The organism is Arthrobacter terricola (genome assembly GCF_004354015.1).
GTDB classification, from domain to species: Bacteria; Actinomycetota; Actinomycetes; order Actinomycetales; family Micrococcaceae; genus Arthrobacter; species Arthrobacter terricola.
On sequence record NZ_SMRU01000048.1, the window covers coordinates 14,906 to 28,294 of the forward strand.

A 13,389-nucleotide genomic window follows, 5' to 3' on the forward strand; every position below is an offset into this window, starting at 1 on the left:
CCAGCCTAGCTGTCAAGCGCCTTGAGCGCTTGCTCCAAATCAGACCAGAGGTCCTCGACGTTCTCGATTCCAATGCTCATCCGGACCAGGTTGTCCGGAACGCTGAGCGGCTCAGCCGTGTGCCGGCGTCGGCGTTCGATCAGGGACTCGACCCCGCCGAGCGATGTTGCCGGGATCCACAACTGCAGCGCGCGGACCACTTCGTCGGCCGCCTCGGCGCCACTGCGGTTCCCATCACCTGCAACTTGGATGCACAGGATGGAGCCGAAACCCTTCATCTGGGATTTGGCCCGCTCATGCCCGGGATCGTCGGGAAGGCCCGGGAATCGGATGGATTCGACGCGCGGGTGCGCGCGAAGGCGCTCGGCCAGCGTCATCGCGGAGGCTTGCGAACGCTCGATCCGCAGGGCTAGCGTGCGCAAGCCGCGAAGCGCGAGCCAGGCCTCGAACGGTCCGGCGATGGCACCGTGGATGATCCGGTGGTGCAGGAGCTCCGAGCGCAGTTCCGGATTGGAGGTCACCAGGGCGCCGAGGACGACGTCGGAATGCCCGGCGAGGTACTTGGTCACCGAGTGGAGGACGACGTCGGAGCCCAGTTCCAGGGGCTGCTGGACGAGCGGCGTGGAAAAGGTGTTGTCCGTGACGACGATCGCACCCGCGTCGTGGGCTGCTGCCGTCAGGGCCCTGACGTCAGCGATGCCGAGCATCGGGTTCGTGGGGCTTTCGATCCACAGCATGTTGGCGGGCTTCCCGTCCGCCGGGGCAAGCTGCGCTTTGACGGCCTCAGTGTCCGCGATGTCCACGGTCCGGAGCTCAAGGACGCCCTTGGCCGCGAGTTCGCTGGCCATGACCAAGGATCCCGCATAACTGTGCGAGGGCATGACCAGCACACCGCCTGCGGGAAGGAGGGACAGTGCCGAGCTGACCGCCGCGAGGCCGGACGCATAGAGCAAGCCGGGCAGTTCAGCGCCTTCGAGCTGTGCCAGGGCCTCCTCGAAGGGGTCCCAGGTGGGGTTCGCGTAGCGCCCATAGCCGCGGTCTGCGTCGCTGAGCGCTCCCGTGCCGAAGTATGTGGAGGAAAGGACGATGGGAGGGTTGACGGGCTGGTCATGGCCGCGTTCGGGTCGGCCTGCCGCCACCACCACAGTTTCCGGGGAAAGATCTGCGGCGTGTTCTCGGGAAAGACTCATTGCCCCAGCCTACGGCCGCCGGAGCGGTGGTCGGAAGCTGTTACGGCGATAGCCGTCGACGGCGGGGCGGGCCGCCGGGAAGGTGCCTTTGCAGCGGGACCCAGTGACGCCGTCGTCGTACTGTCTGTGATCCTCTGTAGGCTTGGATCCGTGACTACGCCGAGCCTTCAGCAGGACCAGAGCCCTATCAAGGACCTGCGTCCGGGACTCTTCATCGCGTTCGAAGGCGGAGACGGCGCGGGTAAGTCCACGCAGGCTGCCCGCCTCGCGGAGTCGCTGGAGTCCCTCGGACTTGACGTGTTGCGTACTCGCGAACCCGGCGGCACGCCAATCGGAGAGAAGCTGCGGTCCCTCGTACTGGACCACGGCCACGGCACCATCGACGCCCGGACCGAAGCCCTCATGTTCGCGGCTTCCCGTGCCGCGCATGCCAACCAAGTCATCCGTCCTGCGCTGGCGCAAGGTTCCGTCGTTATTACCGACCGGTACATCGACTCGTCGGTGGCCTACCAAGGTGCCGGCAGGGACCTCGGAACCGGCGACGTCCGGAGGCTCAACGAATGGGCCACCGAAGGCCTCGAACCGGATTTGACCGTGCTTCTGGATGTGCACCCCGGGGAAGGCCGTGACCGGAGGACCGCAGGCGACGCGGCGGAAGACCGGCTCGAATCGGAACCGGACGATTTCCACGCCCGCATTCGCGATGCTTTCCTGGAGGTCGCGCGAGCGCACCCTGAAACCTATCTCGTGCTGCCGGCGGCGGACCCGATCGACGTCCTTGCCGCCCAAATCCTGCGGCGGGTGCAGGACATCCTCGGGAGCCGCGCATGAGCGTTTGGGACGATCTCCGCGGCCAGGCGCCCGTCGTCGCGCAATTGCGTGCCGCGTCCCAAGGCGACGGCCTGACGCATGCCTGGTTGTTCACCGGACCGCCGGGCTCCGGACGGTCGAATGCGGCCAAGGCGTTCGCGGCCGCATTGAATTGCGACCAGGACGACGTCACCCTGCGCGGCTGCGGCGAATGCGCATCGTGCCGGACGATCCTTGGCGAAACGCACTCGGATGTCACCTTTGTCCGCACCGAGAAAGTCACCATCACCATCGACGAAGCGCGCCAGTTGGTGTCCAAGGCGGGCGACCGGCCGGCGTCGGGGCGGTGGCGCATCATCGTGGTGGAGGACGCCGACCGCATGGCAGAGCGCACCACCAACGTGCTCCTCAAAGCCATCGAAGAACCAACGCCACGAACCATCTGGATGCTTTGCGCACCCTCGCCCGCGGACGTACTGGTCACCATCCGTTCGCGTTGCCGTCCGGTCACCCTTCGACTCCCGCCCGCAGCCGACGTCGCCGCCCTTTTGGTGAGCCGTGACGGCGTCGACCCCGACATCGCGGACCGCGCCGCACGCGCCGCCCAAAGCCACATCGGCATCGCACGGCGCCTCGCGCGCGACCCTGAAGCCCGGGAACGCCGGATGGAGACCGTGCGGTTCCCGCTGGGACTGCGCGGAGTGACAGCCGCCGTCATGATGGCCGAGAAACTGGTCAAGATCGCCACGGATGAGGCCAACAGCTCGAACGACGAGCGTGACGCCGCCGAAAAAGTAGCCTTGCTCGCGAGCCTCGGCGCCCCGGAATCCGGGACATTGCCGCCGTCGATGCGCAGCCAGGTCAAGCAGCTCGAAGATGAGCAAAAACGGCGTGCCAAACGATCCATCACCGATTCCCTGGACCGCACCCTCACCGACCTGCTTTCCTTTTACCGCGACGTCCTGGTCATCCAAATGGGGAACGCCGTGGATCTGGTCAACGTCGAACTGAGGAGCGAGATGGAACGCTATGCTGCGGGTTCAACCCCCGAAATCACCTTGGCGCGCATGGACGCCATCAACACGGCGCGGGTAAGGATCACCACAAGCAACGTGGCACCATTGCTGGCCGTTGAGTCCATGGCAAGCAGCCTGATCCAGCAATAGCCGGATAGTTTTAGAAGTACAGCACGCTTCCCCACCTTGAGGAGTAACGCATGACGCCCGCACGACGTCGGCCCGCCGGGTCCCGTTCCAGGACACGGTTCCCTTCCCTGCGGAAGGTGGTAGCGGCAGTCGCAACGTTGGTTTCCCTGAGTTTGATGCTGAGCGCGTGCGTATTCAGCCTGCCCGTGAACGGCGATGGAGCCGGCAACGCCAACTCGACCCAGGAATCCATCGCCGCGTCGGCACCGGAAGGCCTCAAGGACTTCTACACCCAAAAACTCAACTGGACGTCCTGTGAAAAGGACTTCCAATGCGCCAACGTCAAGGTTCCGGTGGACTACGCCAACCCCAATGCGGGCAGCATTTCCATCGCGGCCATCCGCTTGCGCAGCCAAGGCACCAAAAAGGGATCGCTGCTGGTTAACCCGGGCGGGCCCGGCGCTTCCGGCTACGACTTCGTCCGGGATGCGGGCACCACCCACTTCAGCAGCAAGCTCCGGTCCAACTTCGACCTGGTGGGCTTCGATCCTCGCGGCGTCAAGCGCTCGGCACCGGTGACCTGCCAGACCGATTCCGAGCGGGACGCGTCCCGCGAAAAGGTCTACCGCTACGACACGGACCAAGGCATCGCTGCGGCACTCGCCGACAACAAGGCGATCATCGCGGAGTGCGTGGCGAAATCCGGACCGGCCCTGCCCTACATCGACACCCAGAGCTCGGCCAAGGACATGGACATCCTCCGTGCCACGCTTGGTGACACGAAACTCAATTACCTCGGCTTCTCCTACGGCACCTCACTCGGTTCGACCTACGCTTCGCTGTTCCCGGACAACGTAGGCAAGGTGGTATTGGACGGCGCCGTCGATCCCGCACTCAACAACGAGGACCTCACGGCCGGCCAGGCGGAAGCGTTCGAAAAAGCGCTCCACAGCTACGTCGCCGATTGCCAAAGCCACGCTGGATGCCCCATGACCGGCAACGTGGACGAAGGCGTGCGGCAGATCCAAGCCCTGATCACCGACGTCGAACAAACCCCCCAGCGCGCCAAGGACGGCCGCCTGGTCACGGGCGCGACGTTTGTCAGCGGATTGTTCACGCCGCTGTACGACAACCAATCCTGGCCGGTCCTGACCCAGGCTTTGACTGCGGCGTTCCAGGGCGATGTCTCGCTCATGCTGCGGATTGCCGACATCGGCGCTGACCGCGATCCCAACGGCACGTACACTTCCAACACCGCGTTCGCGTTCAACGCCATCAATTGCCTCGACTACCCGATGGTCACCGACACCCCGGGCATGCGGGCCGAAGAAGCCCGTTTGAAGCAGCTCTCCCCCACCTTCGGCTACTACTTCGCCTACGGCGGCATCAACTGCAAGGACTGGCCCTACAAGCCAGTGCACATCCCGGCCCCGGTCAAGTACTCGGGCAAGGCACCGATCGTGGTTGTCGGCACCACGGGCGACCCCGCAACCCCGATTGCCTGGGCGGGTTCACTGCGGAAGGAACTCGGCAACGCCTCGCTGGTCACCTGGCAAGGCGAAGGCCACACCGCCTACGGCCGTTCCAACAGTTGCGTCACCAACTCCGTGGACGACTACTTCGTGGATGGAAAGGTGCCGTCGGACGGGACGATGTGCTGAGGGCGGGCGTGCCTCGGCCCCGAGCCTAGAGCCGTACGGCTCGGGGCTCCAGGAGGGCCGGAAGGTGCTTGACCGAAGGCACGACGGCGGTGGCACCGGCGGCGCGCAAAGCGCCTTCCGGGTGGAAACCAGTGAGCACTCCGATCACCGCGGACGCTCCGGAGCGTACGCCGGACAGCATGTCAGAGCTCGTGTCCCCCACGACGGCAACCTCCCGGACGTCGTCGAGGTCCAGGGCGAGCACCGCGGTGAGGATCATGTCCGGGTAAGGCCGCCCACGGCCGGCGTCGGCTGGGCACAGGCTGAGGTCCGCTTTGCCCATCCAGCCGAGGGACTCCAGCACCATGTTCTGCGTGTGGCGGCCGAAACCCGTGGCCAGGCAGACTTTCATCCCGGAATCGTGCATCCAATCGATGGTCTCTTCGGCCCCGGGGATGGCACGGACCCCGCCTTCGGCGATCAAATCGTCATAGGCTCGCTCAAAGGCCTTGTTGGCTTTCTCTGCCCGTTCCGCGTCGTCGAAAAGGTGGCTGAAGACGGTCATCTTCGAGAAGCCCATTGTGTCCCGCGCGTAGCCGAGCATGCTCTCGAAACGCGTTGAGCCGGGCTCAATTCCGGTCTCCTGCAGTGCGTGCGACATCGCGCGCTCCGTGCGGCCATCGTCCGTGATGGTAGTGCCCACCATGTCCAGTACAGCAAGCCGGAGCCGCTCCGCACGGCGCGGCCCGGCGTCGTTCGCGTTGATCCTCTTGCTGATGTCCATGCTCATGCGGCCCCTTCGCTGGTTAGTGACCGAAATCATGCGGCCACGTTAGACTGCCCAGCTTGCCTCGGGTCCTCGACGGCGGCTTGAACCCGGCGCGACGAGCGGATGAATTCCGCAACAACGCCGCTCGGAACGCCCGTCGGGAGTGCCGGATAGAGCGCCAACCCCGCCGTTTTGACCCGGACGAGGTGACTCTATTACAGTTGTGTCTTGCGTGATTCAGCCGGTTACCGGAAGATAGCGCGGTGCTTCCTTAGCTCAGTCGGTAGAGCGTTTCACTCGTAATGAAAAGGTCATCAGTTCGATTCTGATAGGAAGCTCTGGAAGCGAAGGCCTCCGATCCCCAGTCAACACAGGGGATCGGAGGCCTTTGCTTTTGCTGGCCCGTCGCCGCAAATATCCCCCGCCGCAAAGATTTCGTAAAGATCTTCCGGCCAGGCAAGGAACGAACGCCGCGGCCCGATAGTTTGGGAGGCACGCCGTCACTTGAGGTTTCCCCCAATCCTCAGGTGGCGGCGCTTCCTTTGAGGGGACGCCGCTACGAAATCAGCTGAGCCTCACGTCCTGCAGACGAGTTCCTTCATCTGTACCTTGTCGACTTTGGTCAGCGATGACGTCACTTGGACCGCCCTTTCCTCCCCCACGGGAAGTTCCCTCGAATCGGTCGATTCCGCGGTTCCAGCTGTTTCCCCCGAGCTCAGGTGGAGGTTCATGCGAACCGTCACGCCTGCCGGGCACCCCGGACCCACCGATTCGACCAAGACCTGGGCACACCCGTTGGGTGCTGTGCGGCATGAGGGCTCGTCGACCCATTTCCAAAATAGCCCTGAACTGCCGTCGTGGATCCACCCGGCGCCGCCTAGACGCTTAGCGAGGAGCGTGTCCTCTCCGGGACGGGAGAGCAGGGCTTTTGAAAGCCCGATGCCGCCCGCCGTTGCGACGATAATCAACAGGATGATCCCGGCCACGACACTGACGAAGATGATGAGCCCTTTGTCGGCTTTCCGGGCCGCGGGCGGTACTTCCGGCACTTCCCCATCGGCGCGCACGGCGCCATCTGATTTCCCCATGGGTTGAATCCTCGCCTGAGTGCGGCAAAGAATCAAAGATGTCGGCCACAAACACGGACAAGGCCCCGCACCCACTGTAAACAGAGGTGCGAGGCCTTCCCATGGGAATTTGCCGCCTACGCGAAGTCGGAAACCGCCGGGTCAGGTCCGATGCGGCCCTCGGAGCCGCGGTCCAGGCTGTTGATGGCCTCGATGTCGGATTCGTCCAGGGTGACTCCGAGCGCTGCGAAGTTCTCCTGGATGCGGGACTCGGTCACGGACTTGGGAATCACGACGTTGCCGATCGCCAAGTGCCAGGCGATGACCACCTGGGCCGGCGTGGCGGTGTGCTTCGCAGCGATCTCGGCGATGGTCGCGTTCTCAAGCAGCTCGCCGCCTTGGCCCAGGGGCGACCACGCCTGGGTAAGGATGCCCTTGGACGCACCGAACTCGCGGAGTTCGGACTGGTTGAAGAAGGGGTGCATCTCGACCTGGTGGATCGCGGGAACAACACCCGTCTCGTCGATCAGCCGCTGCAGGCCATCCTTGGTGAAGTTGGAGACACCGATGGACTTGACGCGGCCGCGCTTCTGGAGCTCAATGAGCGCCTTCCAGGTGTCCACGAACTTGTCCTGCTTGGGCTGCATCCAGTGGATCAGGTACAGGTCGAGTTTTTCCAGGCCGAGGAGGTCCAGGGACTTCTCGAAAGCCGCGAGGGTGGCTTCGTAGCCTTGGTCCGCGTTCCACAGCTTGGTGGTGATGAAAATTTCCTCGGGCTTGAGGCCGGAGGATGCGATCGCGCGCCCTACGCCTGCCTCGTTGCCGTAGATCTTGGCGGTATCGATGTGGCGGTAACCGGCATCGAATGCCTGGCGCACCACTTTCTCGGCTACATCGTCTTCAACCTGCCATACACCGTAGCCGAGCTGGGGAATGGAATTGCCGTCGTTAAAAGTAAGGTTCTGTGACGAAGTCATGCCTTCCATCCTGCCAGCCAACAGCCACGAACAGGCCCGAATACGGCCTGTCTAAGCTAGGCGCTTAATAGTTGCAAGGTGGGAATAGAAGCGTGTGCAGCTAAATTCCGCAACCGCGCAAACCGCGTTACCCCTTCAGCAAACGCTCGGCTTCGTCCACATGCTCGTAAACCGCTTCTGCACGGCGCCGCACCGAGGCCGCACCGACCGGTACCGGCCCGACGGCGAGACGGAGCATCGCTGCAGCCTCCGCCGTGGTGGCAAGGGAGTTACCCGCTTTGGACAGTGCGCGATGGACGCCGGAGAGCGAACCGGGAATGTCGTACCCGTCGCTCGGCGCACGGAGTTGCGCTTCCACGCAGACCGCGCGGACCCTGGCAGAGAGCGCCGCCAGCTCGTTGGCAATCTCCACGAGTTCCACGTAGAGCTGTTCGTCGTCCACGCCCTCAAGCACTTGGTGGTAACGGTCCAAACCGCGATGGAAACGATCGTGGGCTCGCCGCCACAATCCCTTGCCGAGTTCGGCGTCGTCCTTCCGCCCCTGCCGGACGGCCCCAAAGAATCCCAATCCGAGGCTCAAAGATACTGGCCCGGGCCGTGGTCCGGATCATCCATGCGGGGGCCCTTCCCGGGCTCCGCTTCGTGGCCCGGGAGGTGGGCGCGTTGCGGTTCACCGTTCTCGCCAATGACCACGCCGGGGGCGATCATGGTTCCGGGCGGCAACTGGCGCAACTGCAGCTGGGCTACGGCGTGCTCCCGGGCCGCCTGCTGGGCAGCGATGGCCGTCTGGATTCCGTGGAACAGCCCTTCGAGCCAGCCAACCAGCTGTGCCTGCGCGATGCGAAGCTCTGCGTCGGACGGCGTAGTGTGCTCGGGGAAAGGGAGGCTGATGCGTTCGAGCTCCTCCACGAGCTCAGGGGCAAGGCCATCCTCGAGCTCCTTGATGGAGCGTTCGTGGATTTCAGCCAAGCGTCCGCGCGCGGCCTGGTCCAAGGGCGCACTCTTCACTTCTTCAAGGAGCTGACGGATCATGGTGCCGATCCGCATCACTTTCGCGGGTTCGTCAACCAGGTCCTGCAGGTTGCTGGCCTTCCTTTCGCCGGGCTTGGCGCCAGCGGGCGAGTCGGAATCCGCGGTACCCTCAGTCGCTCCCCCGTCCAAGGTGGTGCCCTCCACGGGGATATCGTCCACATTCCCGCCGTTTACCTGAGTGCCATCCTGATCGCTCATGCGTTCATACTCTCACGCGCCACAACTCAGCCCAGAGCCTTGACGAGTATTTCGCCTTCGTCCTTAGCGAAACCACACTTTTCGTAAAACCCGGTGGCATAGAGGTTCGCTGGGACCCACACTTCCTCGATTCCCCGGTGGCGCATCCATTCCTCCATCGCCAAAATCATGGACCTACCTATGCCCAGGCGACGCCACTGCGCGTGCGTGCCCATCTCCATGAGGAGCAGTTCCGCCCACGGCCCGGCGTTTCTGCGCCGCTGGATACAGCAATGCAGGAACCCCAGCATCTCTCCGTTCGCCTCGGCCAGCCAGAACAAGACCGACGGGTCCCCCAAAAAGGAAGTGGCGGCGTCGTACGTCAAAGGCCCGGAAGGCTCCACAGCCGGGTCTTCGTCAAAGAGGTTGTCCACCTCGGCGAGGCGGATGAGGGCGCCGGCGTCGGCGGGCGTGAGCAGCCGGATCCGGATGTCCGGCGTCATGGCGCCGCCGTACCGGGGGCGCGGACTGCTCCGGTCGGACCGCTGCCCGCGCCATTTCCCAGCTGGACCATCCTCGCCTCGCAAAGATCCAGCCAACGGGCTTCGGCCTCCGCATGAAAGATCAACGAATCCAGGACGAGCAGCCTGGCGGTATCGGCCGCCCTCTGGTTCGCGGCCACATCCTTGCGTTCCTGGGTGTAGTCCTGAAGTTCCTGAAGGGAACTCTCGCGCTGCGCGTGGATGACGGCGGTGACGTCGACGCCCGCCGTCGAAACGGCCATCGCCAGCTTGATGGCCAGTTCGTTCCGCAGCGGTGCGCCGCGTTCGACGGCGGAGGCGAACCATTGGCGCGTCTCCGCGGCACCCGCATCCGTGAGGGAATAGAGCACGTGGCCGCCGCCGTCGTCGCCCTCCTTGCGGACCAGGCCGTCGCGCTCCAGCCGGTTCAGGGTGGTATATACTTGGCCGACGTTCAGCGGCCAAACGGCCCCGGTGCGCTCCTCGAACGAGGCTCGCAATTGGTAGCCATAGCGCGGTTCTTCATGAAGCAATGCCAAGATGCCGTACCGGATGGACATCGTTCTCCTTCCTGCAGCTCGGACTGGGGGCTAGAGAAGCAGCAGGACCTTGCCCATGTGCTCTCCGGAGTCGAAATACTCGTGGGCTTCGCGGACCTGTTCCAAGGGGAAGGACTTGGCCACAAGCGGCTTGATCCGGCCATCAGCCAACATCGGCCACACCGACTCGCGGACCGCGTTCATGATGACACCCTTTTCCGCGACCGGCCGCGGACGCAAGGCGGTAGCGATAATCGCGGCGCGCTTGCTGAGCAACTGGCCAAGGTTGAGTTCGCCCTTGACGCCGCCCTGGAGGCCAATCACCACCAGCCTGCCGTAGTCCGCCAAAGCGTCCACGTTTTGCTGCAAGTATTTGGCACCGACGACGTCGAGGATGACGTCCGCACCCTTGCCGCCGTTTTGTGTTTTGAGGCTCGCGACGAAATCTTCCTCGGCGTAGTTGATGGCGATATCCGCCCCCAGGAAAGCCTTCGCCGTGCCGACTTTCTCGGCGGTACCGGCTGTCACCGCCACTTTGGCTCCATACGCCTTGGCGAGTTGGATGGCCATGGTGCCGATGCCACCTGTGGCGCCATGAATCAGCACCGTCTCGCCGGGCTGGAGTTGCGCGGTCATGAACAGGTTCGAATACACGGTGGCCGCCACCTCAGGCAAGGCAGCAGCGGTGACCAAGTCAACGCCGTCGGGCAGTCTCAGGACTTGTTCCGCCGGAACCGCAACCTGCTGCGCGTACCCGCCGCCGGAAAGGAGCGCCACTACTTTGTCGCCGATCGAAAACGCCTTGCTGACCTCGGGTCCGAACGCCGCGATCCGGCCAGAAACCTCTAGCCCCGGAATGTCCGATGCGCCGGGCGGTGGCGGGTAGAAGCCGCGGCGCTGCTGGACATCGGCCCTGTTGAGTCCGGCGGCCACGACGTCGATGAGCACCTCTCCGGGACCGGGAACCGGCGAAGGGACGTCACGGACTTCGAGAACCTCGGGGCCACCGGGTTCGGAGATGTAAACGGCTTTCATGCGCGCGCTCCCCCTTCTTTGCTCGTCAAAGTTGGCCTGCTCGGACGCCTTAACCCCGATCGTCGCAACGATGACTTTTTGGCGCAGCCAACTCCCTATGAAACACTACTAGGCAGGGAAGGTTGTCCGAGCGGCCTAAGGAGCTGGTCTTGAAAACCAGTGTGCGGTAACCCCGCACCAAGGGTTCAAATCCCTTACCTTCCGCGGAGCGCGGCAATCGCGCATAAAAAGGCCTGCCGGGTGAATTCGAATTCACCCGGCAGGCCTTTTGTTTTGCCCGGAAATGCCGCTGGCCGGTTCCCCCCAAAGGAACCGGCCAGCGAGTTGCGTGTTGTCTAGACGGCCACTTCCAGGTAGCCATCCACAAGGCGCGTGCTGAAGGTAGGCAAGCGGAGATCAGGGTTGGTGAAGCATTCGCCCGTCTCGAGGTCGTAAACCTCTTTGTGGAGCGGCGAGGCGATGGTGGGCCGGCTGCCACGGGAACCTGTGATGCCACGGGCCATCACGTTGGCGAGAGTTGCCGGGTCCTGCTGGGACACTGCCATTACTTGGTCATGCTTCGTGCGAAACAGCGCCACCTGTCGGCCGCCGACCAGCGCGGCTTCACCCCAGGAGGGTTCGAGCTCGTCGATGGCGCAGACGCGGTGCCAACCGGACGCCGTGGTTGCGTCCAAAAGGTTCTCGCGTTCCAGAATTGCGGTCATTTCATCCCCTATCGCTAGCCTGCCGATCTGGCGGATCCATTTCCGTCATCCGGTGCGGGCCATTTGCGGCCACAACTTCACGTTAGGCCTGCCATGTTTCGTCGGAATGCAGTGAATGTATCTTGTTCGTAAAGGACACCTCACACGGCGCGGATTCCCTCCGTGATGCGGAAGTTAAGTTCATGAAACACACGGGAAACTGACGCGAAACTGCCCCTTCGTACTCTGAAACCACTAGTCGCGGAGGACGGTTCTGCGGCACACGCGAAAGGCCGCCCGTGACCGAATACACTTCCAACCCTGAAACCGCACGCCGCGTCGTTGTCGCCGGTGGAGGCCCCGCCGCCCATCGTTTTGCCGAGGCAATGCACACCCGCGGCCTCGAGGGCTGGCACGTGATTGTCCTGACGGAGGAAGCACACCTCCCCTATGACCGCGTCGCGCTGAGCAAGGCCCTCACCGAGATGGACCACGACCTCACTTTGGGTGACGCGTCCATGTGGGAGCACGATTCGCTGGACCTGCGTACCGGTGAGCGCGTCGCCAGGATCAATACCGAGTCCAAGACGGTGGAAACCGCTGCCGGCAACACCTATCCGTATGATGACCTCGTAGTAGCCACGGGTTCGAACGCTGCGCGCCTCCCCATCCCCGGCGCCGAGCACACCCACGTGTACCGGACCCTCGAGGACGTGTGGGCCATCAACAAGGCCATCACCGAGCTCACCGAAAAACTTGGGCGGCAGGTCAATGCTGTGACCATCGGCGGTGGCCTCCTCGGCCTCGAATCGGCCGCTGGAACCGAGCGCCTCGGCGCGCGTCCGGTAGTCATCGACGGCGCCGCTTGGCTCATGGCCACGCAACTCGACGAAGGTGCCGGCGAAGCGATGGGACGGCTGATCAAAGCCAAGGGATTTGAAGTCCATGGCGGCGTGTTCCCTTCGGAAGTACTGTCCGACGACGACGGCCAGGTCACCGGGGTCCTCATGGCCGATGGCCGCATCATCGACGCCGATATCGTCATCGTCGCGATTGGCGTCCGGCCGCGTGATGAACTGTTCCGTGCGCCGGAAGGCGAAGAACAGGTCTTTTCGCTCGGTCCGCGCGGTGGCGTGGTCATTTCCGATAGCTGCGAAACTGAGATCCCCGGGGTGTGGGCGATTGGTGAGGTGGCGAACTTCGGCGGGATGTGCCTGGGCCTGGTGGCACCGGCGAACACGATGGCCGAGATCGTCGCGGACCGCCTGCACGGCGGTCAAGCGACCTTCCCGGGCTTTGACACCGCGACCAAGCTCAAGCTCTCCGGCGTGGACGTGGCCAGCTTCGGGGACGCGTTCGCCAAGACCGAGCACGCCCTGGAAATCGTCTACGCCGACCCCGCCCGCGGCGTCTACCAGAAAATCGTCACCACCGACGACGCCAAAACCCTCCTGGGCGGCATCTTCGTCGGCGACGCGACCCCGTACATGAGCCTGCGCCCGCTCCTGGGCCGGGAACTCCCCGCCGAACCCGGCGCCTACCTCACCGCCGCCGGCGGCGGTGACGCCCCCGAAACCGAACTGCCCGATGACGCGATCCTGTGCTCGTGCAACAACGTCGCCGCCGGATCCATCCGCGACGCGATCAACGGCTGCGGGTCCTGCGAGGGCAACGCCCCGGTGCAGGAACTGGGCGAACTGAAGACCTGCACCCGCGCGGGCACGCAGTGCGGCTCGTGCGTGCCGATGCTCAAGAAGCTCCTCGAAGGGGAACTGAAGAAGTCCGGGATCGAGGTCTCCAAGGC

14 protein-coding genes and 2 tRNA genes are annotated in these 13,389 nt (G+C 64.1%); 6 read left to right on the top strand and 10 right to left on the bottom strand.

The window, feature by feature from the left end:
• Nucleotides 1-5 precede the first annotated feature (5 nt).
• Nucleotides 6-1,190 (bottom strand): trans-sulfuration enzyme family protein, encoded by a 1,185-nt coding sequence (locus E1809_RS24400; protein ID WP_133206825.1) that lies wholly within the window; start codon nucleotides 1,188-1,190, stop codon nucleotides 6-8.
• Nucleotides 1,191-1,376: 186 nt separating this feature from the next.
• On the opposite strand from E1809_RS24400, the gene tmk reads away from it, so the two are divergent.
• The 3 genes from tmk to E1809_RS24415 are packed head-to-tail and all read left to right on the top strand — an operon-like array spanning nucleotide 1,377 to nucleotide 4,806.
• Nucleotides 1,377-2,021, top strand: a complete 645-nt coding sequence (tmk, locus tag E1809_RS24405; protein WP_133206840.1) for a dTMP kinase — start codon at nucleotides 1,377-1,379, stop codon at nucleotides 2,019-2,021.
• On the top strand, nucleotides 2,018-3,166 hold the full coding sequence (locus E1809_RS24410) for a DNA polymerase III subunit delta' (RefSeq protein ID WP_133206826.1): 1,149 nt from the start codon (nucleotides 2,018-2,020) through the stop codon (nucleotides 3,164-3,166). Before tmk ends, E1809_RS24410 begins: the two co-directional genes overlap by 4 nt.
• 50 nt (nucleotides 3,167-3,216) lie before the next feature.
• A complete protein-coding gene (locus E1809_RS24415; protein WP_133206827.1) occupies nucleotides 3,217-4,806 on the top strand; it encodes an alpha/beta hydrolase in 1,590 nt (529 codons plus the stop codon).
• 25 nt (nucleotides 4,807-4,831) lie between these two features.
• On the opposite strand, the gene E1809_RS24420 is transcribed toward E1809_RS24415, so the two are convergent.
• A complete protein-coding gene (locus E1809_RS24420; protein ID WP_133206841.1) occupies nucleotides 4,832-5,569 on the bottom strand; it encodes an HAD family hydrolase in 738 nt (245 codons plus the stop codon).
• A 250-nt stretch (nucleotides 5,570-5,819) separates the two neighbouring features.
• Between E1809_RS24420 and E1809_RS24425 the strand changes: the two genes are divergently transcribed.
• Nucleotides 5,820-5,892: transfer RNA gene (locus E1809_RS24425), tRNA-Thr, on the top strand.
• Between the two features lie 237 nt (nucleotides 5,893-6,129).
• Here the strand turns inward: E1809_RS24425 and E1809_RS24430 are convergent.
• From E1809_RS24430 to E1809_RS24460, 7 genes are all read right to left on the bottom strand, one after another.
• Nucleotides 6,130-6,642 (bottom strand): hypothetical protein, encoded by a 513-nt coding sequence (locus E1809_RS24430; protein WP_133206828.1) that lies wholly within the window; start codon nucleotides 6,640-6,642, stop codon nucleotides 6,130-6,132.
• A 116-nt stretch (nucleotides 6,643-6,758) separates the two neighbouring features.
• On the bottom strand, nucleotides 6,759-7,598 hold the full coding sequence (locus E1809_RS24435; RefSeq protein ID WP_133206829.1) for an aldo/keto reductase: 840 nt from the start codon (nucleotides 7,596-7,598) through the stop codon (nucleotides 6,759-6,761).
• A 127-nt stretch (nucleotides 7,599-7,725) separates the two neighbouring features.
• Nucleotides 7,726-8,166, bottom strand: a complete 441-nt coding sequence (locus E1809_RS24440; protein ID WP_133206830.1) for a hypothetical protein — start codon at nucleotides 8,164-8,166, stop codon at nucleotides 7,726-7,728.
• 8 nt (nucleotides 8,167-8,174) lie between these two features.
• Nucleotides 8,175-8,828, bottom strand: a complete 654-nt coding sequence (locus tag E1809_RS24445) for a bacterial proteasome activator family protein (RefSeq protein WP_133206831.1) — start codon at nucleotides 8,826-8,828, stop codon at nucleotides 8,175-8,177.
• A gap of 26 nt (nucleotides 8,829-8,854) precedes the next feature.
• On the bottom strand, nucleotides 8,855-9,310 hold the full coding sequence (locus E1809_RS24450; protein WP_133206832.1) for a GNAT family N-acetyltransferase: 456 nt from the start codon (nucleotides 9,308-9,310) through the stop codon (nucleotides 8,855-8,857).
• Nucleotides 9,307-9,888 carry a PadR family transcriptional regulator gene (locus tag E1809_RS24455; RefSeq protein WP_133206833.1) on the bottom strand — a complete coding sequence of 194 codons (582 nt, stop codon included), beginning with the start codon at nucleotides 9,886-9,888 and terminating at the stop codon, nucleotides 9,307-9,309. The genes E1809_RS24450 and E1809_RS24455 overlap by 4 nt, the downstream gene beginning before the upstream one ends.
• Before the next feature lie 30 nt (nucleotides 9,889-9,918).
• Nucleotides 9,919-10,902, bottom strand: coding sequence for an NAD(P)H-quinone oxidoreductase (locus E1809_RS24460; protein ID WP_133206834.1), 984 nt, complete (start codon nucleotides 10,900-10,902; stop codon nucleotides 9,919-9,921).
• Nucleotides 10,903-11,018: 116 nt separating this feature from the next.
• On the opposite strand from E1809_RS24460, the gene E1809_RS24465 reads away from it, so the two are divergent.
• Nucleotides 11,019-11,106 (top strand) — tRNA-Ser (locus tag E1809_RS24465).
• A 131-nt stretch (nucleotides 11,107-11,237) separates the two neighbouring features.
• On the opposite strand, the gene nirD is transcribed toward E1809_RS24465, so the two are convergent.
• On the bottom strand, nucleotides 11,238-11,606 hold the full coding sequence (gene nirD / locus E1809_RS24470) for a nitrite reductase small subunit NirD (protein WP_133206835.1): 369 nt from the start codon (nucleotides 11,604-11,606) through the stop codon (nucleotides 11,238-11,240).
• Nucleotides 11,607-11,884: 278 nt separating this feature from the next.
• On the opposite strand from nirD, the gene E1809_RS24475 reads away from it, so the two are divergent.
• Nucleotides 11,885-13,389: FAD-dependent oxidoreductase (locus tag E1809_RS24475; RefSeq protein WP_133206836.1), on the top strand; the 1,505-nt coding region annotated here is incomplete at its 3' end.